25 protein-coding genes and 2 tRNA genes are annotated in these 22,794 nt (G+C 66.3%); 11 read left to right on the forward strand and 16 right to left on the reverse strand.

Features of this window, described 5'->3' with window-relative positions; translation table 11 throughout:
• Positions 1 to 8: 8 nt before the first annotated feature.
• The 9 genes from LT971_RS06385 to LT971_RS06425 all read right to left on the reverse strand — a co-directional run bounded on the left by LT971_RS06385 (position 9) and on the right by LT971_RS06425 (position 3,708).
• Positions 9 to 407, reverse strand: a complete 399-nt coding sequence (locus LT971_RS06385) for a 30S ribosomal protein S9 (RefSeq protein WP_237006016.1) — start codon at positions 405 to 407, stop codon at positions 9 to 11.
• Complete coding sequence (locus LT971_RS06390; protein ID WP_237006017.1) at positions 401 to 838, reverse strand: 50S ribosomal protein L13; 438 nt, start codon at positions 836 to 838, stop codon at positions 401 to 403. Before LT971_RS06390 ends, LT971_RS06385 begins: the two co-directional genes overlap by 7 nt.
• Positions 835 to 1,188 carry a 50S ribosomal protein L18e gene (locus LT971_RS06395; RefSeq protein ID WP_237006018.1) on the reverse strand — a complete coding sequence of 118 codons (354 nt, stop codon included), beginning with the start codon at positions 1,186 to 1,188 and terminating at the stop codon, positions 835 to 837. Before LT971_RS06395 ends, LT971_RS06390 begins: the two co-directional genes overlap by 4 nt.
• A 36-nt stretch (positions 1,189 to 1,224) precedes the next feature.
• A tRNA-Leu gene (locus LT971_RS06400) sits at positions 1,225 to 1,309 on the reverse strand.
• Positions 1,310 to 1,435: 126 nt separating this feature from the next.
• Positions 1,436 to 2,182 carry a DNA-directed RNA polymerase subunit D gene (locus tag LT971_RS06405; RefSeq protein ID WP_237006019.1) on the reverse strand — a complete coding sequence of 249 codons (747 nt, stop codon included), beginning with the start codon at positions 2,180 to 2,182 and terminating at the stop codon, positions 1,436 to 1,438.
• 4 nt (positions 2,183 to 2,186) lie between these two features.
• The gene (locus tag LT971_RS06410; protein WP_237006020.1) at positions 2,187 to 2,570 is read right to left on the reverse strand and encodes a 30S ribosomal protein S11; all 384 of its coding nucleotides are present in this window, start codon (positions 2,568 to 2,570) and stop codon (positions 2,187 to 2,189) included.
• 6 nt (positions 2,571 to 2,576) lie between these two features.
• Positions 2,577 to 3,089: a 30S ribosomal protein S4 gene (locus LT971_RS06415; protein ID WP_237006021.1), complete on the reverse strand. Its 513-nt coding sequence runs from the start codon at positions 3,087 to 3,089 to the stop codon at positions 2,577 to 2,579.
• A complete protein-coding gene (locus LT971_RS06420) occupies positions 3,089 to 3,604 on the reverse strand; it encodes a 30S ribosomal protein S13 (RefSeq protein ID WP_237006022.1) in 516 nt (171 codons plus the stop codon). Before LT971_RS06420 ends, LT971_RS06415 begins: the two co-directional genes overlap by 1 nt.
• Before the next feature lie 21 nt (positions 3,605 to 3,625).
• Positions 3,626 to 3,708: transfer RNA gene (locus LT971_RS06425), tRNA-Ser, on the reverse strand.
• Between the two features lie 230 nt (positions 3,709 to 3,938).
• Between LT971_RS06425 and LT971_RS06430 the strand changes: the two genes are divergently transcribed.
• Positions 3,939 to 4,970 carry an Mrp/NBP35 family ATP-binding protein gene (locus LT971_RS06430; protein ID WP_237006023.1) on the forward strand — a complete coding sequence of 344 codons (1,032 nt, stop codon included), beginning with the start codon at positions 3,939 to 3,941 and terminating at the stop codon, positions 4,968 to 4,970.
• Complete coding sequence (locus LT971_RS06435) at positions 4,967 to 5,185, forward strand: DUF7976 family protein (protein ID WP_237006024.1); 219 nt, start codon at positions 4,967 to 4,969, stop codon at positions 5,183 to 5,185. The genes LT971_RS06430 and LT971_RS06435 overlap by 4 nt, the downstream gene beginning before the upstream one ends.
• Before the next feature lie 9 nt (positions 5,186 to 5,194).
• Here the strand turns inward: LT971_RS06435 and LT971_RS06440 are convergent, their stop codons facing one another.
• Positions 5,195 to 6,148, reverse strand: a complete 954-nt coding sequence (locus tag LT971_RS06440; protein WP_237006025.1) for a hypothetical protein — start codon at positions 6,146 to 6,148, stop codon at positions 5,195 to 5,197.
• A complete protein-coding gene (locus LT971_RS06445) occupies positions 6,132 to 9,410 on the reverse strand; it encodes a PKD domain-containing protein (protein WP_237006026.1) in 3,279 nt (1,092 codons plus the stop codon). The genes LT971_RS06440 and LT971_RS06445 overlap by 17 nt, the downstream gene beginning before the upstream one ends.
• Before the next feature lie 233 nt (positions 9,411 to 9,643).
• Here LT971_RS06445 and LT971_RS06450 point away from each other — a divergent pair, with 233 nt between their 5' ends.
• The 3 genes from LT971_RS06450 to lrpA1 all read left to right on the forward strand — a co-directional run bounded on the left by LT971_RS06450 (position 9,644) and on the right by lrpA1 (position 13,032).
• Positions 9,644 to 11,530 (forward strand): 2-oxoacid:acceptor oxidoreductase subunit alpha, encoded by a 1,887-nt coding sequence (locus tag LT971_RS06450; RefSeq protein ID WP_237006027.1) that lies wholly within the window; start codon positions 9,644 to 9,646, stop codon positions 11,528 to 11,530.
• 2 nt (positions 11,531 to 11,532) lie between these two features.
• The gene (locus LT971_RS06455; RefSeq protein WP_237006028.1) at positions 11,533 to 12,471 is read left to right on the forward strand and encodes a thiamine pyrophosphate-dependent enzyme; all 939 of its coding nucleotides are present in this window, start codon (positions 11,533 to 11,535) and stop codon (positions 12,469 to 12,471) included.
• A 132-nt stretch (positions 12,472 to 12,603) separates the two neighbouring features.
• Positions 12,604 to 13,032, forward strand: a complete 429-nt coding sequence (lrpA1, locus tag LT971_RS06460; protein WP_237006029.1) for an HTH-type transcriptional regulator LrpA1 — start codon at positions 12,604 to 12,606, stop codon at positions 13,030 to 13,032.
• Here the strand turns inward: lrpA1 and LT971_RS06465 are convergent.
• Positions 13,025 to 14,179 carry a pyridoxal phosphate-dependent aminotransferase gene (locus tag LT971_RS06465; protein WP_237006030.1) on the reverse strand — a complete coding sequence of 385 codons (1,155 nt, stop codon included), beginning with the start codon at positions 14,177 to 14,179 and terminating at the stop codon, positions 13,025 to 13,027. The genes lrpA1 and LT971_RS06465 overlap by 8 nt on opposite strands.
• A gap of 123 nt (positions 14,180 to 14,302) precedes the next feature.
• Between LT971_RS06465 and LT971_RS06470 the strand changes: the two genes are divergently transcribed.
• Positions 14,303 to 14,776 (forward strand): SRPBCC family protein, encoded by a 474-nt coding sequence (locus tag LT971_RS06470; RefSeq protein WP_237006031.1) that lies wholly within the window; start codon positions 14,303 to 14,305, stop codon positions 14,774 to 14,776.
• A 31-nt stretch (positions 14,777 to 14,807) separates the two neighbouring features.
• Positions 14,808 to 15,368, forward strand: coding sequence for an FAD-dependent oxidoreductase (locus LT971_RS06475; RefSeq protein WP_237006032.1), 561 nt, complete (start codon positions 14,808 to 14,810; stop codon positions 15,366 to 15,368).
• 19 nt (positions 15,369 to 15,387) lie between these two features.
• Here the strand turns inward: LT971_RS06475 and LT971_RS06480 are convergent, their stop codons facing one another.
• Positions 15,388 to 15,618: a DUF7542 family protein gene (locus LT971_RS06480; protein ID WP_237006033.1), complete on the reverse strand. Its 231-nt coding sequence runs from the start codon at positions 15,616 to 15,618 to the stop codon at positions 15,388 to 15,390.
• Positions 15,619 to 15,723: 105 nt separating this feature from the next.
• Here LT971_RS06480 and LT971_RS06485 point away from each other — a divergent pair, with 105 nt between their 5' ends.
• From LT971_RS06485 to LT971_RS06495, 3 genes are all read left to right on the forward strand, one after another.
• Positions 15,724 to 15,966 (forward strand): hypothetical protein, encoded by a 243-nt coding sequence (locus LT971_RS06485; RefSeq protein ID WP_237006034.1) that lies wholly within the window; start codon positions 15,724 to 15,726, stop codon positions 15,964 to 15,966.
• 90 nt (positions 15,967 to 16,056) lie between these two features.
• Positions 16,057 to 16,914 (forward strand): DMT family transporter, encoded by an 858-nt coding sequence (locus LT971_RS06490; protein WP_237006257.1) that lies wholly within the window; start codon positions 16,057 to 16,059, stop codon positions 16,912 to 16,914.
• Positions 16,915 to 17,029: 115 nt separating this feature from the next.
• Positions 17,030 to 19,099, forward strand: a complete 2,070-nt coding sequence (locus tag LT971_RS06495; RefSeq protein ID WP_237006035.1) for a bifunctional metallophosphatase/5'-nucleotidase — start codon at positions 17,030 to 17,032, stop codon at positions 19,097 to 19,099.
• 71 nt (positions 19,100 to 19,170) lie between these two features.
• Here the strand turns inward: LT971_RS06495 and LT971_RS06500 are convergent, their stop codons facing one another.
• From LT971_RS06500 to LT971_RS06510, 3 genes are read right to left on the reverse strand one after another with little or no spacing between them, the layout of a single operon-like run.
• On the reverse strand, positions 19,171 to 19,569 hold the full coding sequence (locus LT971_RS06500; protein WP_237006036.1) for an acyl-CoA thioesterase: 399 nt from the start codon (positions 19,567 to 19,569) through the stop codon (positions 19,171 to 19,173).
• A 39-nt stretch (positions 19,570 to 19,608) separates the two neighbouring features.
• Positions 19,609 to 20,229 (reverse strand): nucleotidyltransferase family protein, encoded by a 621-nt coding sequence (locus tag LT971_RS06505; RefSeq protein ID WP_237006037.1) that lies wholly within the window; start codon positions 20,227 to 20,229, stop codon positions 19,609 to 19,611.
• The gene (locus LT971_RS06510; RefSeq protein WP_237006038.1) at positions 20,226 to 21,458 is read right to left on the reverse strand and encodes a molybdopterin molybdotransferase MoeA; all 1,233 of its coding nucleotides are present in this window, start codon (positions 21,456 to 21,458) and stop codon (positions 20,226 to 20,228) included. The genes LT971_RS06505 and LT971_RS06510 overlap by 4 nt, the downstream gene beginning before the upstream one ends.
• Before the next feature lie 108 nt (positions 21,459 to 21,566).
• Between LT971_RS06510 and LT971_RS06515 the strand changes: the two genes are divergently transcribed.
• The gene (locus LT971_RS06515) at positions 21,567 to 22,769 is read left to right on the forward strand and encodes a CaiB/BaiF CoA transferase family protein (protein ID WP_237006039.1); all 1,203 of its coding nucleotides are present in this window, start codon (positions 21,567 to 21,569) and stop codon (positions 22,767 to 22,769) included.
• The last annotated feature ends 25 nt before the right edge of the window (positions 22,770 to 22,794 follow it).

Consider the following 22,794-nt stretch of genomic DNA (forward strand, 5'->3'; position numbering starts at 1 on the left):
TGGTCACCTCAGCGGTAGGACTTCTGGTAGCGCGCGCGTGCCCCGGGACCGCCCCACTTCTTGGACTCGCGCTGGCGCACGTCGTTCACCAGCAGGCTCCGGTCGAACTCGCGGAACGCGTCCCGCAGTTCGGCGTCGCCGTAGTGTTCGACGAGCCCGCGCGCGATGGCGGTCCGGACGGCGTCAGCCTGCCCGGAGAACCCGCCGCCGGCCACGTCGACGTCGATGTCGACGTCGCCACGGAGGTCGCTGCCCGAGATGCGGAACGGCTCCAGCATCTTCAGGCGCGCCATCTCCGGCTCGACGAGCTCGACGGGCTGGGAGTTGATTCGCACGCGACCCTCTCCGTCGCTCACGGTGGCGCGAGCGACAGCCGTCTTCTTCTTGCCTGACGTGTTGGTTACCATGTGACGTTCGCCCCCAGTTCCTCGGACACTTCGCTGAGGGTGACGAAGCGGATGGTCGACAGCCGGTCCAGCGAGGTGCCGTCGAGCACTTCGCCGTCCTCGTCCATCGGATTCCCGACGTACACGCGGACGCTATCGAGCGCCTCGCGGCCGTCGTCCTGCTTGTACGGCAGCATGCCACGAATGGCACGCTTGAAGATGCCGTCGGGGCGCTTCGGGTAGTACGGACCGCGGTCGGACCCGAGCTCGGCGCGCTTCCGGTACGTGGAGAACACGTCGTCCTCCGTCCCGGTGATGACGGCCTGCTCGGCGTTCACGACGGCGACCCGCTCGCCGGCGAGCGCGCGCTCGGCGACGTTGCTCGCGACTCGACCCATGATGCAGTCGCGGGCGTCCACGACCACGTCGGCGTCGAACTCTGCGAGACTCATCGGATCACCCGCACGTCGCTCCCTTCGGGGTTCTGTTCGACTGCCTGTTCCAGGTGGACGGCCTCGCCGTCGGCGTGCTGGATCTTCGTCTCCGCGCTGCTGGAGAAATCCACAGCAGCGACGGTGACGGACTTCCGCAGCGCGCCGGACCCCAGGACCTTCCCGGGGACGACGACCGTCTCGTCCTCGTTCGCGTACCGTTCGATGCGACTCAGGTTCACCTCGGCGTGCGTGGAACGGGGCTTCTCCAGCCGGCCGGCCACGTCGTGCCAGACGTCCGCACCCGAATCTCGGGCGACGGACTTCAGTTCGGCGATGAGACTGCTGAGTCTCGGACTTGTCTTGCTCATGCTCCTAACTCTCGGAAATTCTGGTGAGAAGTCGAATGCAGGGAGCAGGATTTGAACCTGCGAACCCCTACGGGACAGCGCCCTGAACGCTGCGCCTTTGGCCAAACTTGGCTATCCCTGCTCGGTCGCGGTGACCTTACACTTCTCCGTAGCCCCCGCCCCTTCTTACCGATTACGATTGCCGGACCCGTCGCTCCCGGGGCAGGAACGGACGCCGACACGGTGTTGAGGGGGGAGACACTCATAATTACAGTTGAACTGCCTGTTCGAGTTCGTCCGCGCGGTCGACCAGGGTGTCGACCGCCCGCAGCACCAGCTCTTCGACGGGCATCGAGCCGTCAGACTCGACCTGGAAGACGAACGCGCCGGGGACGTCCTCGACCTCGACCTCCTTGCCGGGGTACCGGTTCGTCAGGTCGTTGTCGAAGTCGTCGGTCGGCACCAGTTCGCCGTCCTCCTCGATGACGCCCCGGAGCATCCGGGGTTCGTCGTCCGCGTACTCGGGGCTGTCACCGACAACGTTGATGCGCTGCAGGTGTCGGTAGCCCACCGCCACCCCGCCCTGGTGTTTGGCGTGGTCGCGGCCGTAGCCCATCACGGCGTCGGCCTCGAGCTCGAGGCGCTGGTCGTCTTTCAGCTCGATGATGGGGATGTTGTCGTCTGCCGGCTCGACCTCGGGGTCGTTGCTCACGAGGTCGCCGGAGTACGCGGTGCCCGGACCCTCGACGTCGAGCGCGAGCGTGACCGTCTCGCCCGCCTCGTAGTCGTCGGGCGTCGTCAGCGGCACGAGCCCGAGTCGGAGCGCGAGCTGCTCGTCGAACATCACACTCGAGTTCTCCACGAACCGAACGCTGTCGATGGACAGCGTGGGCACGTCCGCGAGCATCGCTCGACGGACGCCGTTGGCGAACGCGGGCGTGATGTTCCGGACGACGAACCGGGCTTCCCGGTCGTCGCGGTCGACGAATTCGACGTCGAAGTCCTGGCTACTCATGGTTCTAGTACCCGCTGTTCTTCGGCGGTCGCGTCCCGTCGTGCGGGATGGGCGTGACGTCCTCGATGCGACCGATCTCGAGGCCGGCTCGGGCGAGCGCGCGGATCGCCGCCTGCGCGCCCGGGCCCGGGCTCCGCTGGAGGTTCCCGCCGGGACCGCGAACCCGGACGTGGACCTTCTCGATGCCCTGGTCGAGTACTTCCTCTGCGAGCTTTTCTGCCATCTGCATCGCGGCGTACGGCGACGCCTCGTCCCGGTTCTGCTTCACCACGGAACCGCCGCTGGACTTCGCGAGCGTCTCGGCGCCCGTCTGGTCCGTGACGGTCATGATGGTGTTGTTGAACGAGGCGTGGATGTGCGCGATGCCCCATTTGGTGTCGTCAGCCATGCGTTATCACTCCTGAGCACCGGCGCGAGCCGGGTGCAGTTCGTCGGTGAGGTCGCTCGTTTCGTCGAACTCGAGGGTCCCCTCTTCGTCGACGGGCACCGTGTACGACGGCTCCGTGACGCGGCTGCCGTCGACGGTGACGTGGCCGTGAGAGACGAACTGACGGGCCTGCCCCATCGTGTTCGCGAGTCCCTCGCGGTAGACGATTGTCTGGAGACGGCGCTCGAGCACGTCCGTGACCTCGAGGGACAGGACGTCGTCGAGGCTCTCCTCGGCGGAGAGGATGCCGATGCGCTGCAGGCGAGCGACGAACTCGTCGCCGGACACCGTACCGGTCTGCCCGAGCAGGCGTCGCGCCTCGCGGCGGTAGTCACGCAGCTCGGACTGTGCTCGCCAGAGCTCCTCTTTGTTCTTCAGGCCGTAGCGCGAGAGGAGGTCGGACTCCTCTGCGATGCGCTCGCCCTGATAGGGGTGGTTCGGCGTCTCGTAGAACTTGGTGTTCTCGCCGGGGAGCGCCATTACTCCTCACCCCCCTCTGCCGCTTCTTCCTCTGCCTGTTCTTCCTTGATAGCCTCGACGTTGACGCCGATGGTGCCCTCCGTACGACCGGTGGACTTCGTGCGCTGACCGCGGACCTTCTGTCCGCGCTCGTGACGGATGCCCTTGTACGAGCGGATCATCCGCATGCGGTTGATGTCCTGGTCGCGGGTGAGCCCCACGTCGTTGCCCGTGATGTGCTGGTCCTCGCCGGAGTAGAAGTCGTTCTGGCGGTTCGCCAGCCACTCGGGGGCGTGCTCGGTGAAGCTGTCGACGGCTTCGGTGACGCTCTCGATGGCGTCGTCCTCGAGGCCGCCCATCGTCGCGGTTCGATCGACGCCGGCTTCCTCGGCGACGACCCGCGCGACGCGACGGCCGACGCCGTCGAGCTCCGCGAGAGCACGCTCGACGGACTTGGTGCCGTCGAGGTCTGTCTGGCCGATGCGGACGAAGTACTGAATGTCCTCGTCCACGTCTTCTTGTTCTTCCGAACTCATGATTGGGTTGTCTGTGAAAGGCGTCGTGGCGGGGATTTGAACCCCGGAGGCTTACGCCACAGAGTTAGCAACCCTGCGCCTTGACCAGGCTAGGCTACCACGACAGGCTTTCGCGTGTATCTTCGCCCTCTCGGACTCGGGGCCTGGGCCCCTACAGTGACTGCACTCGTGCGAACTCGGGCACGGCACTTAAACACTACGAAGGGCGGCGCCAGAATCCGCACCCAGCGTGGGTATGCGGCCCACACACGCGACCACGCGACTCCGGCGACGGCCGCCGGCCCATCCACCGCCGACACAACCCTTATCGGCCGACCCGGCCCTATCCGAACCCATGAACGAAGACGACGTCCTCGCGCTCCTCGAAGGCGTCGAGGACCCCGCCCTCGGCGACGACATCGTCTCTCTCGGCCTCGTCAACGACCTCGACGTCGACGGCGACACCGTCACCATCTCGCTCGCGCTGGGCGCCCCCTACTCGCCGACCGAGAACGACATCGCCGCACGCGTACGCGAAGTACTCCAAGCCGAGGGCCTGGAGCCGGACCTCACCGCCGCCATCCCCGACCGCGCCGAGACGGAGGTCCTCCCCGGCGTCAAGAACGTCGTCGCCGTCGCCTCCGGCAAAGGCGGTGTCGGTAAATCCACGGTCGCCGTCAACCTCGCCGCCGGCCTCGCCGACCGCGGCGCCCGCGTCGGCCTCTTCGACGCCGACATCTACGGCCCGAACGTCCCCCGCATGGTCGACGCCGACGACCACCCACAGGCCACCGAGAGCGAGACCATCGTCCCGCCCGAGAAACACGGCATGAAGCTCATGAGCATGGCGTTCATGGTCGGCGAAGACGACCCCGTCATCTGGCGCGGCCCGATGGTCCACAAGGTCCTCACCCAGCTCATCGAGGACGTCGAGTGGGGCCACCTCGACTACCTCGTCGTCGACCTCCCGCCGGGCACCGGCGACACCCAGCTCACCCTCCTCCAGACGCTCCCGCTCACGGGCTCCGTCGTGGTCACCACTCCCGAGGACGTCGCCGTCGACGACGCCCGCAAAGGCCTCCGCATGTTCGGCCGCCACGACACCACCGTCCTCGGCGTCGTCGAGAACATGTCCACGTTCGTCTGCCCCGACTGCGGCGGCACCCACGACATCTTCGGCGCCGGCGGCGGCCAGGACTTCGCCGACGCCAACGACCTCCCGTTCCTCGGCTCCATCCCCCTCGACCCCAGCGTCCGCCAGGGCGGCGACCAGGGTGCCCCCGTCGTCCTCGACGAGGACAACCAGACGGGCGACTCCTTCCGCGAGTTCGCCGCCGAAACCGCCGACATGCTCGGCTTCGTCCAGCGACGAGGAGTCGGTGAATGACCGGGGACTTCGACGACACACAGAAACGCGACGCCCTCCGCGAGGTCGCCGACGACCTCCGCGACGAAGACTCAGACGAAGCCGAACGTATCGCCGCACTCGTCCACCGCGTCAGCGACATCTACGACGACGCAGAAGACGTCGACGCCCAGCACGTCTACCTCAACATGCGGAACATCCTCCAGATCTCCGAACAGGGCGGCATCGAACGGTAACCCGGCTGCCTACCGCCGCCAGAACCAGAACCCGCCGACGACCAGCAGGACGACGAGTACCGCCCCCGCTTTCGAGGCAGTTTCAGAAATCGGGTCTACGTCTGGACCGCCGTACTTCTTCTTCGCCGACTCGTTCTCGTAGTACACCTCTCGCTGTTCGATCTCCCGATCTGTTGGAATCTCTCCGAATTCCGGCTCCCAGATCTCGTAGGTTCCATTCGGGTAGGACACGAAACTCATGCGGTCGAATTTCGTTCCAGGGTTGAATTTGCCTCCGTACAGCCGGACGGTTCCGACGATGACACCGTCGTTCGATTCACTGAGACGTACCGAGTACCGTCCACCGGGGCTCCCGTCGGGTGCGTCGTTCAGGTAACGCGAATCAGATTCGAACGTTCGTACTTCTGCCTCTGGGACGTAGGTTCGTCTGCCTTCGTTCTCGACCTCAAGAATGACCCGAGGCTGCCCGCTCTTCGTCCCGTTTCGTTTCACCGTTAGGCTCTCGAAGTGTGGTGTCGGGACACCCTGTTCATTCATCGTATCTATCTCTTGAGTGAAATTGAAATAGAACGTGCCGTTGTGTGAAGAAACTCTCACAGAGTGGTTGTCTCTCGTCGCATCGATGCCATCTGTAATAGTCCGATTGTCCGTGAACTCGTCACCTGGAGCTAATCTCACAGAGCCACTATCCGCGAAAGGTGCGTCGTCAACCCAAATGCTGTAACCGAAACTCTCGTTCTTCTCTCCAGTATTTTTTGCCACTGCACACACTCGCTGTGTGCTTTCATTGTACGTAATTGCGTACTCGACACGACTGAAGAAGTTACTCACCCCCGTCTCGGTTTGACCGTCACACTCTACCTCTGGCGGTTCGTCGGCTACTTGGTTTGCTGTCGCAGGTGCAGCAAGCAGCAACGACATCCCGAGGAGCACGCTGAGTATGAGGCTAGAAGCTTTCTGCATGTGTTTTGTTCGACTCCTCTCGGATGATATTATTAGCTTCTTCGATTGGAACGAATCGGTCGGCTGTTTCGGTGACGTCTACAACCCGTTCGTTAGTAACAATCTTTGAGCGTACCGACGGATCCGGTGGGAGATACCGTGCCTCAACGTGAGCCCTTGCGGTCATTCTAGTCTCGACGACGCTGGACCGCTGTTCGGGTGCATCGGTAACTCGAGTGACCGTGCCGTCCTGTCTTCGCAGCGTCCACTCAAGGGTTCGATCGGTGCTGGCCTGCCGGATGTCCGGGGTCGTCGTCATGACTGAAGCGGCCCGCTCGGTCGTCACTGTCTCGTGATGCTGCCACTCGTACTTCGCCGGTTGAACTTTCTCCCTCGTCGATACGTGGTATACCCGCTCCCAGTACGTCTCCGTCTCTTCGACGCGGTACTCGTACTGGCGCTCGTACTCCGCCCGCTCGACTGTCCGTGTTCTGGTGTCTCCAGTCCAGTCGTGGGTAGGATTCCGTGGGAAAGAGGACCAGTAGTCGTGCTCTGTGGTCCGCGTCTCTTCGGTCGTCGTCTCGACGGTGTACGTCCGACAGCCCAGCCCCGGGAGACAACTCTCACGTTCCTCCTCTTCGGTCACTTGTACCGTGTACTCCGTCTCGTATTCGTACTCTCGGAGCGTCTCCACCTCCGCAGGTTCGACCCTGACCCGCCGGGTGTCACCCGTGAGTTCACCGGGGCCGCCGCGGTAGTCGCGCCAGACCCGGTCCACCTGTGTACGCTCACGTCGTTCCTCACTCGTCCCGTCGGCCTGCCAGCTATCAGTTCCGTCGAGGAACAACTGCCGCTGGAATTTGCTGTCGAAATCCTTGGTGACGGTTTCCCACTGCGCCGGCTGGGTCTTCACGTGTTTCTCAAGGTGATACTCGGTCCCGGACTGCCGAGCAGTGTAGAGGTCGAAGCCCATCCGCTGCAACGCCTCTTTCCGCTCGGACTTCGCAGTTCTTTCTACCTCGTATTGGGGGTGCTCCTCAACGTACTGCACGTCGAACTCCCAGAGATCGACCGACGACCCGATCTGGTCGTACATTCTCGGGTCTGGTAGTTCGACTTCGCGGAATGCTTCGTCCTGACTCGTCGACTGGATCCTGACCGTCGGCTGGTCTCCTCTCAGGAATTCGCTCGCTGGAAGCGAAACGAACCATTCGTGGAAGATGTACGAATCCTCGAACCCCTCAGGACGGCTCTGGTCGAAACTACCGCCATTCTCGTTCTCCCAGTAGCGGCTGTGACCACCGACGCTGCCTACGTCAGAAACTAGTTCGAAGTCTATTAGCTTGCCTAACTCTTCTTTCTCGTACACTGCCTGAGAAAGCTCGTACTCACTCGTCCGAACCCGGTACGTTACGGTATCTTGCGGGAAGACCGTCTCGACGTTCTGTGCCTCTGGCGACTGGATTCCAGGGACAAACCATTCGAGTATACTATACGTCTTATTGGACTGATCCTGCTCATCGGTTATATTCAAATAAATTAGTTTCCGTGGATGGAGTTGTTTGATTGGGCCCCTCCACTCGTCACTGTTGTTCGCGTCTTTCCATTGGAAAGTTAGATTTGAACCATCCGGATCAAATGACTCCGAGGCGTCGAAGGTCGCTCCGAGGCTACCGACCCGGTTCTGCCCATCGACCAACTCTAGACGGATAACTGGCTCCGAGAGTTCACTGTACGTAGTTCCGCTGACTCCGTCTACCGGCTGTCGGGTGTTTCCTCGCTCCCAGTACACTGCACCGGTTGCGTTGATGGTCCCCTCGTACACTCTCGAGTAGTTTTGTTGGATGGTCAAACCGTATCCTCGGGAGGGGGTCCGGGTCTGTGATTCGGAGATAGAAACGAGGTCTTTTCTCGGCTCTCGGAACTCTGCGACGGCAAGTTCCGGGTCGACGCCGTTGAGCTCGATGTCGATTTGGAACTTGCCGGTGTAGTCTTCTGGGTCGAGCTTCGGGTGTCTCGAGGTGAGTGGTTCGTCGTTGACGAACCGGGCGTCCATGACCACTGGTGGCCCCGGGACGTGGATAGTTCGGGTGGCGGAGTCGGTCTGTCCTCGCGAGTCGGTGGCTCTGACTGTGATGTTCCGGTTGCCGGGAGGGATGGCTGTGTAGCGTTCGAGGACAGCGAGGTAGCCGCCGCCACTGGACCGACGTTCGATGCCGCCGACCGTTTCACTGCTTTTGACGTTGCCGTCGACGAGGATTTCGATCGTCTGGAGGTTCGCGAGGTCGTCGGTTGCGTAGGCTTCGACGGTGACGACGCTCTCCTCGGTCACTCGTTCGAGGTGGACGTCCGGAGCGGGGTCAGCGACGACGGTGCGGGTGCCGTCGGGGAAGTTCGCGACGCCGCCGCTGTCGGGTGCGGCGTAGAGTTCGTGGGTGCCGGGGGCGAGCGTGAGCGTCGCGGTGCTGCCTACGCCGGCGTGCCGGTCGTCGAGGAACCAGTCGCCTGCGGCGCCGTCGGTGAGGCTGTACGTGGCGTCGAGAACGGTGTCGCCGGTTACGACTCGTGGGCCGTCGACGTGCGGGGAGCCCGGATTATCCTCGGTGGTGGTCTCTTCGTCCGGTGGGTCGCCGGTGGGGTCGACAGTACCCGACGCGGAGACAGTCACAGTCCGGGTGGCGTTGCCTCGCTGGTCGTCTGTGTCGACAGCGACAGCACGGATTTCGTGGCCGCCCGAGTCGGGAAACTGGAGTCGCTGGTCGGTGGACGCAGCGGTACCCTCGATGTCCTCGGAACTGTGGCGTTCGCCGTCGACGTACCAGACGACGCGGTCGAGTCGTGCGGCGCCCGCCGAGACGCTTGTCGAGTACGTGGCGCGTTCGCCGGTCGCGAGCTGTGTGGGGCCGGCCAGTGACACCGACGGTGGTGCGCCCGGTTCGACGTCGACGTACAGCGTGTCCGTCGCCGTGGCGCCGTCGTCGTCCGTGACGGTGAGTGTGACCTCGTGTTCGCCGACCGCGCTGGCGGGGAACTGCGCCTGTTCGCAGTCGACGCAGTCCAATGTCGTCGTCGAGCCGTCGGGGGCTTCGACGGTCCACTCGTAGTTGGCGATTGTGCCGTCGGGGTCTCTAGAACCGCCGGCGTCGAGGTGGATAGTGGTGCTGCGGGTGACCGTCTGGTCGAGCCCGGCGTCCGCGAGCGGTGCTTCGTTGGGTGCTGCGATGGCGGGGGTGGTTGCTGCCGTGACGAGTAGCAGGACTGCGAGCAGGCTCGTATATTTCACTACACTCGAAACTGAATATTCCGCCCGGTATTTAAAATTACAGTCTATGGAATTGCGAATATATTTGAGGAGGTACGCCCGCAGCGACTCGCGCGGTCAGCGTGCGCCGGGATTGGGAGGTACCGGCCTCAGTACGGTCCTTCATCATCGTTCAATGCTAATGGATGGCAAACGATTTAGTGGCAACCACGCGTAGTCTCGAATATTGGTCCACGGCTGGGCCAGACCACATTATGACTGACGACGAACTCATCTGGCGAATCGCAGGCGGTTCCGGCGACGGAATCGACTCGACCAGCCAGAACTTCGCCAAGGCGCTGATGCGCTCGGGCCTCGACGTGTTCACGCACCGGCACTATCCGTCGCGAATCCGGGGCGGCCACACGTTCGTGGAGATTCGGGCGCGGGACGAGAACGTAACGTCGCGCGGGGACGGCTACAACTTCCTGCTGGCGCTCGGTGACTCGTTCGCCCGCAACCCCACAGAGGAGGCCGTCTACGGGGACGAGGAAGTGAAGCCCCTCACCGAGAACCTCGAGGACCTCCGCGAGGGCGGGGTCATCGTCTACGACGAAGGTCTGCTCGACAGCGAGGACGTCGGCGACCTCGAGGAGCGAGCCGAAGAGAACGACTGGCACGTCTATCCGCTGGACCTCCGTGGCCTCGCGAAAGAGCACGGCCGCGAGGTCATGCGGAACACCGCTGGTGTCGGCGCGACCGCGGCGCTCATCGGCATGGACCTCGGCCACGTCGAGGACCTGATGAGCGACGCGATGGGCGGTGAGATCCTCGAGCAGAACCTCGAGGTCCTCCACGACGCCCACGACCAGGTCGCGGAGATGGAGCACACCCACGACCTGACGGTGCCGACCGGCAGCCACGACGAGGAGCAGGTCCTCGTCTCCGGCAGCCACGCCATCGCGTACGGCGCCATCGACGCCGGGTGTCGGTTCATCTCCGGGTACCCGATGACGCCGTGGACGGACGCGTACACTATCATGACCCAGCTCCTGCCGGACATGGGCGGCATCTCCGAGCAGGTCGAGGACGAGATTGCGGCGGCGGCGATGGCGGTCGGTGCAAGCCACGCCGGCGTGAAGGCGATGTCCGGGTCCTCTGGTGGTGGATTCGCGCTGATGAGCGAGCCGCTCGGACTCGCGGAGATGACCGAGACGCCGCTCGTGCTGCTGGAAGCGCAGCGCGCCGGTCCCTCCACGGGGATGCCGACGAAGCCCGAGCAGGCCGACCTGGAGCACGTCCTGTACACGAGTCAGGGCGACAGCCACCGGGTCGCGTTCGGGCCGAAAGACCCCAAGGAGTGCTACGAGCAGACGCGGACGGCGTTCGAAATCGCGTACGACTACCAGATTCCGGTCATCGTGCTGTACGACCAGAAGCTGTCCGGCGAGTACCGGAACGTCGACGCGTCGTTCTTCGACCGCGAGCCGGCACCGGACCTCGGGAAGACGCTGACCGAGGACCAGATTCCGGACGCGCCCCACGACCCGACCGGGAAGTACCACCGCTACCAGCACGACGTCGAGGACGGCGTCAGCCCGCGGACGATTCCCGGGCAGTCGGGCGGTCGGTACCTCGCGTCCGGTAACGAGCACTGGCCGAACGGCCACATCAGCGAGGACACGGACAACCGCGTGGCGCAGGTCGAGCGCCGCCTCCAGAAGCTGGAGGCGATTCGTGACGACCTCGACGAGCGCGACCAGCAGACCCACTACGGCGACGAGGACGCGGACATCGGCCTCATCGCGTGGGGCAGCCAGGAGGGCACCGTCGAGGAGGCCGTCCAGCGGCTGAACGACGACGGGAACAGCGTGAAGGCGCTGGGCGTCAGCGACATGATGCCGTTCCCCGTCGAGGAGGTTCGCGAGTTCGTCGAGAGCGTCGACGAGGCAATCGTCGTGGAGATGTCGTCGACGAAGCAGTTCCGCGGCCTCATGCAGAAGGAGGTCGGGGACATCGGCGACAAGCTCTCGAGTCTGCTGAAGTACAACGGCGACCCGTTCGAGCCTCACGAGGTCGTGGAGGCCGTCGAAATCGCACAGGCGGGCGACGGCGCGCAGCCGACCGCCCAGACCACTCTGGAGCCCGCGGCAGGTGACTGATCATGAGCAAGGCATTCAGCGCAATCGATGAGGACCGCGAGGTCGACCGGGACGAGTTCACGCCCGGTGTGGAACCGCAGCCGACGTGGTGTCCTGGCTGCGGCGACTTCGGCGTCCTGAAAGCCCTGAAGGGGGCGATGGCAGAGCTCGGCAAAGACCCCGAGGAGATTCTCCTCGCGACCGGTATCGGGTGTTCCGGGAAGCTCAACAGCTACTTCGACAGCTACGGCTTCCACACGATTCACGGTCGCTCCCTGCCCGTGGCCCGGGCGTCGAAGCTGGCGAACCACGACCTCGAGGTCGTGGCCGCTGGCGGCGACGGTGACGGCTACGGAATCGGCGGGAACCACTTCATGCACACCGCCCGGGAGAACCACGACATCACGTACATCGTGTTCAACAACGAGGTCTTCGGCCTGACGAAGGGCCAGACCTCGCCGACGAGCCCGAAGGGCCACAAGTCGAAGACCCAGCCCCACGGCTCGGCGAAGGACCCGATTCGGCCGCTCTCGCTGAGCATGACGTCGGGCGCGTCGTACGTGGCGCGGACGGCGGCAGTGAACCCGAATCAGGCGAAGGACATCCTCGTGGAGGCCATCGAGCACGACGGCTTCGCGCACGTGGACTTCCTGACGCAGTGCCCGACCTGGAACAAGGACGCGAAGCAGTACGTCCCGTACGTGGACGTCCAGGAGTCCGACGACTACGACTTCGACGTCACCGACCGCCGGGAGGCCCAGGAGCTGATGACGGAGACGGAGGAGGCCCTCTACGAGGGCACCGTCCTGACGGGCCGCTACTACAAGGACGAGGAACGGCCGTCCTACCAGGCCGAGAAGCAGTCTCGGGGCGACATGCCCGACGACCCCGTGGCGGAGCAGTACTTCGACGAGGAGAAGGAGTGGGAGCGCTCGTTCGACTTCGTCGACCGCCACAAGTAGCGACCGCCAGGCCCCGGTTCGGTGGCGCCGTCCTGTTCGGCGTTTAGACGGCCGAAGCGGCCGTATGACGCGATTCGCCGTCTGGGTTGCCGATTCGGAAGATATTTTTTCGCAGGAACCAAATCGTCTATCGTGAGCACTGAATCGACGGAAGAGCGAATCCTCGCCGCGCTCGAGGAGGACGCGCAAGCGTCGTACGCGGACATCGCGGCGCGAGCGGACGTCTCCAAGCCCACCGTCCGCAAGTACATCGACCGGCTGGAGGAGGAGGGCGTCATCGTCGGCTACTCGGCGGACGTCGACCCGAAGAAGCTCTCCGGCCAGAGCATCGCGATGGTGGGCATCGACGTGGCCTCCGAGCAGTACGTGGAGGCGACACGGGCGCTCCAGGAGCTGGAGTCCGTACAGGCGCTGTACTCCTCGAGTGGCGACCACATGTTGATGGCGGAGGTACGGGCCGCCGACGGGGACGCGCTCGGCGACGTCATCAGCGACGAGGTTCTCGCCATCGACGGGGTCACCGCCGCCCACCCCTCTTTCCTGCAGGAGCGACTCAAGTAGTCGTCGTGGTTCTGGTGTCGGCGAGCAGGGCGTCGATACGGTCGACGGCGTCGCGGACGTTCTCTGTGCTGGTGGCGAACGACGCGCGCAGACACGTCGCCGCGTTCTCGCCGAAGTCCGGTCCGGGCGTCATGGCGACGCCGGCGTCCTCGAGGAAGACGTCTGCGACGTCGAAGGGGTCGCCGAGGTCCGAGACGTCCAGCAGCACGTAGTAGGCGCCCTCCGGGGTGTAGCCGAGGTCGAACCCCCAGCGTTCGGCGGCCTCTAGCAGGATGTCGCGGCGTTCGCGGTAGTCCTCCCGGACCTCGGGCAGCCAGCCGGTGCCCTCGCGGATGGCGGCTTCGGCACCGGCCTGCACGAAGGAGGGGGCACAGATGAGGGCGTTCTGGGCGATTCTGTTGACGGCGTCGACGTACTCCGGCGGGCAGACGACCCAGCCGAGGCGCCAGCCGGTCATGCCGTAGCGCTTGGAGACGCCGTCGAGGACGAACGCGTCGTCGGTGTACTCGAGGACGGAGTGTTCCTCGGCGTCGAACGCGAGGCCGTGGTAGACCTCGTCGGAGACGACGGCGGTGTCGGTGCGGTCGGCGAGGTCGACGAGTCCCGAGAGCGTGTCGCCGTCCATCACGGCGCCAGTGGGGTTCCCGGGGGAGTTCAGCAGCATCGCGGCGGTGTCGTCGTCGACGACGGTCTCGTAGTCCGCGACGTTCGGCTCGAAGCCGTCCGCGGGGTCTAGGTCGACCGTCCGGACGGTCCCGTCGGCGAGGCGGACGAAGTTCGGGTAACAGGCGTAGTGTGGGTCCGTGAGGACGACGTCCTCGCCGGGGTCGACGGTCGACAGCATCGAGACGAGCAACGCCGGCGACGACCCGGGCGTGACGACGATGCGTTCGGCGGGCACCGTCACGCCGTACTCGGTGGCGTAGTAGCCGCTGATGGCGTCCCGCAGCGACCGGGTGCCGCGGGAGGAGGTGTAGTCGTCGTCGCCTGCGCGGAGCGCCTCGACTGCTGCGTCGGTGGCCGCGGCCGGCGGCCGGAAGTCGGGTTCGCCCACCTCCATGTGGACGACGTCGTCCAGCTCGCCGGCCCGTTCGAGCACGTCCATGGCAGCGAACGGCGTCGTGGCAGTCGCGCGCTCCGAGGGCATGCAACGTGGGAGGTGTCTGGGCGGGATAACCGTTCCCCTACCCCGTCAACGGTTCGCACAGTCGGTGCGGGTAGTTCCTCCCGGAGCCCCGGGAGTTTTGCGCACCTGGTGCCTATCGGGGGTATGCAGACTTTCGAGCGCGACCTGCGCGTGGACGCACCCCTCGACGAGGTCTGGGCGTTCCACTCCACGGTCGACGGCCTGCTGGCGCTGACTCCGGACTGGGCGAACCTCCGCGTCGACGATGTGGAGTGGCCCGAGGACCGCGACAACGAGGTCCTCGTCGAGGGCACGCGCATCCACATGTCCGTCAGGCCGCTCGGCATCGGTCCGCGACAGACGTGGACGTCGGTCATCACCGAACGCGTCGAGGAGGACGACCACGCGTACTTCGTGGACGCGATGGAGGACGGGCCGTTCCCCGAGTGGGAGCACACGCACTCCTTCTTCGCGGACGGCGACCAGACGGTGCTCCGGGACCACGTCGAGTACCGCGCGCCGCTGGGCGGCGTCGGCGCGCTCGGGTCGCCCGCGGTGCTGTGGCCGATGTTCTACTTCCGCCACCAGCAGACCCGCGAGTCCCTCGGCGACGCGTAGTTTTATCGGCTCGCCAGTGTACTGTGTGTACATGACACACGTAGCGGTGGTCGGTGGCGGTCCAGCCGGCCTCAGTGCGGCACTGTTCACGGCGAAAAACGACCTCGAGACGTCGGTCTTCGACACCGACGAGACGTGGCTGCACAAGGCCCACCTCTTCAACTACCTCGGCATCGACTCGGAGGACGGCTCGGCGTTCGTCGAGGACGCCCGCGAGCAGGTCGACGGGTTCGGCGTCGACCGCCACCAGGACACCGAGGTGACGGGCGTCAGCGAATCCGGCGACGGCTTCGCGGTCGCGACCGAGGACGGCGACGAGTTCCACGCCGACTACGTCGTGCTCGCGACGGGCGCCGACCGTGACCTCGCGGAGGACCTCGGCTGCGAGTTCACGGAGGGAGGCGTGGTCGACGTGGACGTGACGATGGAGACCAGCGTCCAGGATGCCTACGCGACCGGCGCGATGGTGCGCGCCGAGGAGTGGCAGGCGGTCATCTCCGCCGGCGACGGCGCCGCCGCTGCACTGAACGTCCTCTCGAAGGAGAAGGGCGAGCACTTCCACGACTTCGACACGCCCGCGGACGCCGAGTAGCGTTCTCCGCTTCGGTTTTTCAGACGTCGTCGCGGTACAGCGGCGACCCCTCGTTGGTGCACTCCGGGCGCCCGCAGACCCCGGCCTCCTCGCCCGCCTGCTCGACGCCGCCCGCGACTTGCTGGATGTCCCAGTCGGCGTCGTGGCCGGCCTCCTCGTGGGCTGCCAGCGCTTCGCGAGCGTCTCGCAGTCGGTCGAACGCCGCTTCGAAGCCGCAGGAACACTGGACGACCGTCTCGCCGGAAGGCATGGGAGTGTCTCGGAGCCGCGTCATCATAATCGTCCCGGCGGCGGCGTTCCACGCCCGCACCTGTCGTCCCCAAGATACTTCGCCAGTGCTCGTAAACCGCCAACTATGTCGGACGCAGCCCTCCAGCGGACAGTGAGACGTATCGGCGCCCTCGTGGTCGTAGCACTCTGGCTGCCGACGTCGACGCTGATCCAGTACGTCCGGTACGACGGCCTCGACGTCCAGTTGCAACTGCTCGGCACGACGGGACTGTTCCTCGGCGCACTCGGTTACCTGTGTCTGAGCTTCCTGCTGTCCGCCGTGGGGAGCTACGAAGCTGGCGTGGAGGGTGCCCCGGACGGCGAGTAGCCGTCTCCCGCTACCGCGACCCGAACGGCTATCAGCGCCCGCCGGCGTGGGTGTGATGTGAGCCGGACGGAGTCACCCCGGTTCCCGCCGATGGCGGGACTCGCAGTGGCGGTCGTGGCGGTGTCGACGAGCGCGATTCTCGTGGACGTGAGCGACGCGCCCAGCCTCGTGAAGGCGGTCTGGCGGGTGGTGTTCATGGCGGCGCTGGTCGCGCCGTTCGCGGTCCGCGAGCGCGACCAGTTCGAGTCCATCTCGGGGACCGACTGGCTGCTCGTGACGGTCTCTGGAGCGCTGCTGGCGGGACACTTCGCGGCGTGGTTCGCGTCTATCGACTACACGAGCATCGCCGCGTCGACGGCGCTCGTGCAGACGCAGCCGGCGTTCGTCGCCGTCGGCGCGTGGCTGCTGCTCGACGAGCGCGTGACTGCTCGCGTGGTCGGCGGTATCGTCGTCGCTATCGCCGGGTCCGTGTTGCTGTCGGCCGGCGGCCTGCTCGGCGGTGCGACGGTCGGCCCCGACCCGTCGCTGGGGAACGCGCTGGCGGTGCTGGGCGCCGCCGCCGCGGCGGGCTACGTGCTCGCGGGCCGGTCGGTCCGCCAGCGGCTCTCGCTGGCGCCGTACGTCTTCGTCGTCTACGGCGTGTGTGCGGCGACGCTCGTCGCGGTTGCGCTCTGGCGGGGGACGCCGCTTTCGGGGTACGCGCCCCACGAGTGGGCGCTGTTCCTCGGGATGGCGGTCGGCCCGGGGCTGTTCGGACACACGCTCATCAACTGGTCGCTGAAGTACGTGGAGTCCAGCGTCGTCAGCGTCTCCCTGCTCGGCGAGCCGGTCGGGAGCGCGCTGCTGGCGCTCGTCTTGCTGGCCGAGGTACCGGGACCGTTCACTGTCGCCGGCGGCGCCATCATTCTCGTCGGTATCGCCGCGACGGCGACGAGCCGAGCGAACTGACACCCGCGAATTTGAACACGTACGTGTATGTTTATAGCTCTACGGAGAGCAATAAGCGGATATCTAGACACAAATGAGCAACACTTATTGTGCAGCTGTCGGACCACGGAGACGCATGCGAACTGCGACGACCGTACTCGTGGCGAGTCTGCTCGTCCTGTCGGCCGCGGTCGGGCCGGCGGGCGCAGTCGCGGCCCCCACCACTGACGCATCCGCGGCGGACGCCGGGTCTACGGTGGCGGCCGACACCACGGTACAGGCGAACAACACGACGGTGACGATTCTGTCGTACAACGACGTCCAGACAGCAGCAGCCGAGAACGGGACCTTCCCGCGGATGGCGTCGCTCATCGACGAGCGACGGGCCGCTCACGACAACCCGACGTTCGTGTTCGGGGCGGGCGACGAGGTCAGCCCGCACTCGCTGTCCCCGCTGACGCAGTGGAGGACGCCCGTCGACGTACTGAACGAGATCCAGCCCGACGCCGAGGGCATCGGGAACCACGACCTCGACTTCGGATTCGACGGGGTCGAGAACTTCTCCGAGGCGTCGGAGTTCCCGTGGCTGATGGCGAACATCGTCGACAGCGAGACCGGCGACCCTATCCCCGGCACTGAGCCGTACACGGTCGTCGAGAAGCAGGGCGTGAAGGTCGGCGTCATCGGTCTCGCCGACGAGAAGATCAAGGGCAAGACCGCAGTCGACTTCGACAAGCAGGGCTACAAACTGCAGGACTACAGCGAGGTCGGCAGCGAGTACGCCACCCAGCTGAAAGACGAGGAGAACGTCGACGTGGTCGTCGCACTCGGCCACTTCGGCGTGCCAGTCGCGAAGGACTTCGCGAACAGCACCGACAACGTCGACGTGGTGCTGGTCGGGGACGACGAACAGTACTACCCGCCGGAGGAGACTGACGGCGTCGTCATCAGCGAGGCCGAGGCCCGCGCGAACTACGTCGGCGAACTCAACCTCACCGTGTCGGACGGCGAGGTCGCCGACTGGGACGGCCGCCTGATTTCGACGGAGAACTCGACAAAAGACGAGAACGTCTCCGAGATCATCGAGACGGCGCGCGGCGAGCAGCTCTCGAGGGTCGCCGGGCAGAGCGAGGTCAAGCTCGATGCGCGGTTCGCGTCGAACTACCACGACGAGACGAACCTCGGGAACCTCGTGACCGACGCGTTCCTCGCGGAGACCGGCGCCGACGTCGCCATCACGAACGCCGGCGGCATCCGGTCGAACGGCCAGTACGGCCCCGGCAACATCACGGCCGGCGACGTGTACAACATGCTGCCGTTCAACAACCACCTCGTGACGGTGGAGCTGACCGGCAGCGAGCTCGAGTCGCTGCTCGCCAGCCAGGTCGTCACCCTGGAGAGCGAGACCGGCCAGCAGTACGACGCCGAGTCTCAGCTGCAGGTGGGTGGCGTCACCTACGAGTGGTACACGCACAACGACACTGACGACCCGATTCGCTCGATGTACGTCGGCGGCGAGCCGGTCGACGCCGACGCCACCTACGAGGTCACCGTGAACTCGTACATGGCGGGCTGGGACGGCTCCGTCCTGACGAACGCGACGGTCGTCGACAGGGACTACACGCTGTACGGCACGGCACTGTACGACTACATCGAGTCCCAGGGCACCGTCGCGCCCGAGGGTGAGGACCGCATCCGGCGCGTCGACAGCGAGGTCGACGCCGGCACGGTCGAACTCGACGGCGAGGGCGACGTCGCCGTCTCCTTCGAGAAGCCGACCGCCGAAAACGAGACGGCCGTCGACGCGGAGAGCTTCTACGCGCTGAACAGCGCCAACGAGCGCGTGAACGCCTCCGCCGCCACCGTGGAAGACGGGACAGTCAGCGTGACGTTCGCCGACAGCGAGCTGTCCACGCTCGCCGAGAGCGGTGACGTCGAAGTGTACGGTCACTACTCGGTCGACGGCCGCGAGCGCCCGTACTTCGAGTACTCGGTCGTGAACGCGGACGTGACCGCCGAGGTCCTCGAGACGACGACCACCACTACGGCGGCGCCGACGACGACGACCGAGTCGGCCGAGACGACCGCTGCGCCGGAGACGACTACCAGCGAGGACGACGAGTCCGGCAGTAGCGCACCCGGCTTCGGTGTCGGTGCGGCCGCAATCGCGGTCCTCGGTGCGGCGCTGCTCGCACTCCGCGAGTAGTTCGAATCGCCATAGCCGCAGAAACTCCGCCCGTCTTTTCTTCGAGTGAGACTCGCCGCGTGCCCGTGTGGCTACGCTTCGAGGTCAGCGATTGCGTCCCGCCAATCCTGGGGGACCCGTCGGGTCTCCCGGCCGCCGGGTTCGAGAGCGACCTGCGTGGTCTCGCCCTCGACGGCGACGCCCTCGTCGTCCCGGACCTCGTAGGTCATCGTGAAGCTGGTGTCGCCGACGTCGGTCACCGAGACGGCGACCTCGACCTCGTCGGCGAACTGGACGGGCCGCCGGAAGTCGACGGTGAGGTTCGCGACGACCATGTTGAGCTCCATCGGCGGGACGCCGAGGCCCTCGGTGAGGTAGGCGAACCGGGCTTGCTCCATGTACGTCACGTAGACGGCGTTGTTGACGTGCCCCATCGTGTCGTGGTCCTGGTAGCGCACGTCGACCGTCTCGGTGAACGCGAACTCCGTCATCACCGACGCTGGGCTCGGGAGACGCATAACGCCCGCGGTTCAGGCGAACTCGTCCGGCCGGTCGACGTCCCGCAGCACGCCGCTGTCGCCGGTTTCGACGACCGCAGCGTCGCCAGCGGCCAGCAGCACGCTCCGGCCGCCAGTGTCCCCCGAGACGGCCGCGAGCGCGTCGAAGTGCTCGGCCGCGAACAGCACGGGATTCCCGCGGTCGCCGCTGCAGCCGGCTGCGAGCGCCGACCGCCCAGTCGCCGCGAACGTCGCGACGAGCGCGTCGACGCTCGCCGGATCGACATACGGCATGTCGCCGAGCGCGAAGATGGCGGCGTCGACAGCCTCGTCGTCCAGCGCGTTCACACCCACTCGGACTGACGACGCCTGCCCGGACTCGTAGTCGGGGTTGCGGACGACCGACACGTCGAGGGCGTCGAGTGCGTCACGGACGCGGTCGGCGTCGTGACCGACGACGACCGTCACCGAGTCGAGGTCGGCGGCGAGGAGCGTCCGGGCGCTCCGGCGGACCATCGGGTGGTCGTCGACCGGTTCGAGGAGCTTGTTCGGCTCGCCGTACCGGCTGCTGGTGCCAGCGGCGAGCAGGACGCCGGCGACGGTCGCATCGGCTTCAGCCGGTTCGCTCGGGGGGTCGACGACGGGCAGGGTCATTCCACGGACTCGTAGGGAATCACGCGGACCCGCTGGCCCGCGTCGAGGGCGGACTCCGTGAGCACGAAGCCATCGGCCCGCGTGGCGCGCGTGCTCGAGGAGAGCACGCTCGGGTCGAAGGTCTCCTCGTAGACGCTCAGCGGCGAGTCGGCGTGGCCGAGCGGCATCGCCGTGGGGTCGCCATCCCCGTCCCGGTCTTCAAGCGTGACGGGGACGGCGTACTCGAAGCCAGAGGGCCCGAGCCCGACGTCGACGGCGACCTCGGCGGGGACGGTCGGCAGGTCCGTGCGGCCCGTGAAGAACGGTCGCGCGACCAGCGACGTGATGGTGTGGGCGCCCACGGGCTTGCCGGGGACGGCGAACACCGTCGCGTCGTACTCGGGGAGGTCGGCCATCGCGATGGGTTTCCCCGGGCGGACGGCGACCCGGTGGAAGTCGACGTCGCCGAGCGCCGCCAGCACCCGGATGACGTAGTCTTTCTCGCCGACGCTCGTGCCGCCGGTCGTCAGAAGGACGTCGTGCTCGTCGGCGAGGGCGGCGACGCGGGCCTCGACGGTGTCGTAGTCGTCGGGCACCGACCCCTCGTAGGTCGCGTCGTGGCCCCACGACTCGACGAGACCCGCGAGCATGGGGGAGTCGAGGTCGGCGATGCGGCCCTCGTGGATTTCGGTGCCGGTCGCGAGCAGGCCGACGGAGAGGGGCTCGCGGACCGTGACGGACTCGACGCCGAGGTCCCGGAGGAGAATCGCGTCCTTCGGGGAGAGCCGCTCGCCAGCGGCGAACAGCCGCTCGCCGGCTTCGACGTTGCTGCCCTGCTCGTAGACGTACGTCCCCGGCGAGAGGCTGGTACCGGTGAGTTCGCCGTCCTCGACGGCCGCCTCCTCGACTTTCAGGACGGCGTTGGCGCGCTCGGGAACTGGGGCACCCGTGGCGACCCTGACAGCCTCGCCGTCGCCGAGTCTACCGGGGTCGTCCTCGGGGAACACCTCGCGGTCGGCCACACGGAGGGGGTAGCCCTCGGTGGCGTCGACGGCGTAGCCGTCCATCGTCGCGTAGCTGTACGGCGGCTGGTCCTCGCTGGCGACGACGGGCTCGGCCAGCACGCGGCCCGCGATGGCGTCGATGTCGACCGTCGCGGTGTCGAGGCGGCCGAGTGCCGTCTCGCGCTGGGCGAGGGCGCGGTCGACTGCCGCCGGCCGCGGGAGCAGGTCGGCGTGGTCGTGGTCCATGCCGGGGCGTCGGGCCGCCGCGAGTAAGGTGTTGCCCCGGTGGGAGTGTGCGCCGAGCCGGTCCGGCGCAGCAATGATTTAAGCCCCCGTCCTGCCTCGAGTGTGGGTATGGCTCACGATGGACACGCTCTCGACGGCGTGACGGTCCTCGACTTGAGTACGTTCGTCACCGGTGGCTTCTGCTCGCTGATGCTCGCCAACCAGGGCGCCGAGGTCATCAAGGTCGAGCGGCCCGGCGTCGGCGACGACAACCGCCACTCCGGCCCGCCGTTCGTCGACGGCGAGTCGCCGTACTTCTGGACGGTGAACTACGGGAAGCGCAGCGTCGAACTGGACCTCAAGACGGAGGAAGGCCTCGCGGCGCTGTACGACCTCGCGGCGGAGGCCGACGTCTTCGTGCAGAACTACCGGCCGGGCACCGCGGAGAAACTCCGCGTCGCCGACGACGACATCCGCGAGGTCAACGAGGACATCGTCTACTGCGCCATCTCCGCGTTCGGCCAGACCGGACCGTGGAGCCAGCGCCCGGGCTACGACCTGCTCGTACAGGGGATGAGCGGCATCATGTCCGTGACCGGGGAGGCTGACAGGGACCCGGTGAAAGTCGGACTGCCCCAGACCGACCTCATCACGGGGATGTGGGCGGCGTTCGGTATCGTCACGGCGCTCTACCGGCGCGCGCTCACCGGCGAGGGCGACTACCTCGAACTCGGGATGCTGGACGCGGCGCTGCCGTGGCTCACGAAGCAGGCCGGGAAGGCGTTCGTCGGCGAGGAGCCCGAGCGCATGGGCACGAAAGACCCCGTGCTGGCGCCCTACCAGACGTTCGAGACGGCGGACGGCCACATCAACGTCGCGTGCCTGAACCAGAAGCTCTGGCGCGGGCTCTGCGAGGCGCTGGACCGCCCGGAGCTCGCCGACGACGACCGGTTCGAGACGAACGCCGACCGCGTCGAACACATGGACGCTCTGGAGGCAGAACTCCAGGCGGAACTCGAGCGGCGAACGACCGACGAGTGGATGGAGCTGCTGGTCGAGGACGCCGGCATCCCGGCGGGCCCGGTGTACTCGGTCGACGAAGCGCTGCACAACGAGCAGACCGAGGCCCGGGGGATGGTGACCGAGATGGAGGCTCGCGGCACGGAGATTCCCGTCGTCGAACACCCGCTGAACTTCGAGCGGACGGAGACGGGCTTCGAGTCGCCCCCGCCGGAACTCGGCGAGGACAACCGCGAGGTGTTCGCGGAACTCGGGTACAGCGACGAGGAGATCGACGCTCTCGCCGAAGCGGGCGTATTCGGTAGTGACTGACACACACGCTTAAGACCCTCTCTTT

It is taken from the genome of Halobacterium rubrum, assembly GCF_021729015.1.
Taxonomy (GTDB): domain Archaea; phylum Halobacteriota; class Halobacteria; order Halobacteriales; family Halobacteriaceae; genus Halobacterium; species Halobacterium rubrum.

What these genes read in the sequence shown, in the direction of transcription:
- LT971_RS06510 (WP_237006038.1), bottom strand. Translation starts at nt 21,458, where the DNA reads ATGGACCACGACCACGCCGACCTGCTCCCGCGGCCGGCGGCAGTCGAC.
- LT971_RS06430 (WP_237006023.1), top strand. Translation starts at nt 3,939, where the DNA reads ATGAACGAAGACGACGTCCTCGCGCTCCTCGAAGGCGTCGAGGACCCC.
- LT971_RS06475 (WP_237006032.1), top strand. Translation starts at nt 14,808, where the DNA reads ATGACACACGTAGCGGTGGTCGGTGGCGGTCCAGCCGGCCTCAGTGCG.
- LT971_RS06390 (WP_237006017.1), bottom strand. Translation starts at nt 838, where the DNA reads ATGAGTCTCGCAGAGTTCGACGCCGACGTGGTCGTGGACGCCCGCGAC.
- LT971_RS06435 (WP_237006024.1), top strand. Translation starts at nt 4,967, where the DNA reads ATGACCGGGGACTTCGACGACACACAGAAACGCGACGCCCTCCGCGAG.
- LT971_RS06470 (WP_237006031.1), top strand. Translation starts at nt 14,303, where the DNA reads ATGCAGACTTTCGAGCGCGACCTGCGCGTGGACGCACCCCTCGACGAG.
- LT971_RS06420 (WP_237006022.1), bottom strand. Translation starts at nt 3,604, where the DNA reads ATGAGTTCGGAAGAACAAGAAGACGTGGACGAGGACATTCAGTACTTC.
- LT971_RS06450 (WP_237006027.1), top strand. Translation starts at nt 9,644, where the DNA reads ATGACTGACGACGAACTCATCTGGCGAATCGCAGGCGGTTCCGGCGAC.
- LT971_RS06405 (WP_237006019.1), bottom strand. Translation starts at nt 2,182, where the DNA reads ATGAGTAGCCAGGACTTCGACGTCGAATTCGTCGACCGCGACGACCGG.
- LT971_RS06515 (WP_237006039.1), top strand. Translation starts at nt 21,567, where the DNA reads ATGGCTCACGATGGACACGCTCTCGACGGCGTGACGGTCCTCGACTTG.
- LT971_RS06485 (WP_237006034.1), top strand. Translation starts at nt 15,724, where the DNA reads ATGTCGGACGCAGCCCTCCAGCGGACAGTGAGACGTATCGGCGCCCTC.
- LT971_RS06495 (WP_237006035.1), top strand. Translation starts at nt 17,030, where the DNA reads ATGCGAACTGCGACGACCGTACTCGTGGCGAGTCTGCTCGTCCTGTCG.
- LT971_RS06465 (WP_237006030.1), bottom strand. Translation starts at nt 14,179, where the DNA reads ATGCCCTCGGAGCGCGCGACTGCCACGACGCCGTTCGCTGCCATGGAC.
- LT971_RS06480 (WP_237006033.1), bottom strand. Translation starts at nt 15,618, where the DNA reads ATGCCTTCCGGCGAGACGGTCGTCCAGTGTTCCTGCGGCTTCGAAGCG.
- LT971_RS06385 (WP_237006016.1), bottom strand. Translation starts at nt 407, where the DNA reads ATGGTAACCAACACGTCAGGCAAGAAGAAGACGGCTGTCGCTCGCGCC.
- LT971_RS06440 (WP_237006025.1), bottom strand. Translation starts at nt 6,148, where the DNA reads ATGCAGAAAGCTTCTAGCCTCATACTCAGCGTGCTCCTCGGGATGTCG.
- LT971_RS06455 (WP_237006028.1), top strand. Translation starts at nt 11,533, where the DNA reads ATGAGCAAGGCATTCAGCGCAATCGATGAGGACCGCGAGGTCGACCGG.
- LT971_RS06410 (WP_237006020.1), bottom strand. Translation starts at nt 2,570, where the DNA reads ATGGCTGACGACACCAAATGGGGCATCGCGCACATCCACGCCTCGTTC.
- LT971_RS06415 (WP_237006021.1), bottom strand. Translation starts at nt 3,089, where the DNA reads ATGGCGCTCCCCGGCGAGAACACCAAGTTCTACGAGACGCCGAACCAC.
- LT971_RS06395 (WP_237006018.1), bottom strand. Translation starts at nt 1,188, where the DNA reads ATGAGCAAGACAAGTCCGAGACTCAGCAGTCTCATCGCCGAACTGAAG.
- LT971_RS06500 (WP_237006036.1), bottom strand. Translation starts at nt 19,569, where the DNA reads ATGACGGAGTTCGCGTTCACCGAGACGGTCGACGTGCGCTACCAGGAC.
- LT971_RS06490 (WP_237006257.1), top strand. Translation starts at nt 16,057, where the DNA reads ATGGCGGGACTCGCAGTGGCGGTCGTGGCGGTGTCGACGAGCGCGATT.
- LT971_RS06505 (WP_237006037.1), bottom strand. Translation starts at nt 20,229, where the DNA reads ATGACCCTGCCCGTCGTCGACCCCCCGAGCGAACCGGCTGAAGCCGAT.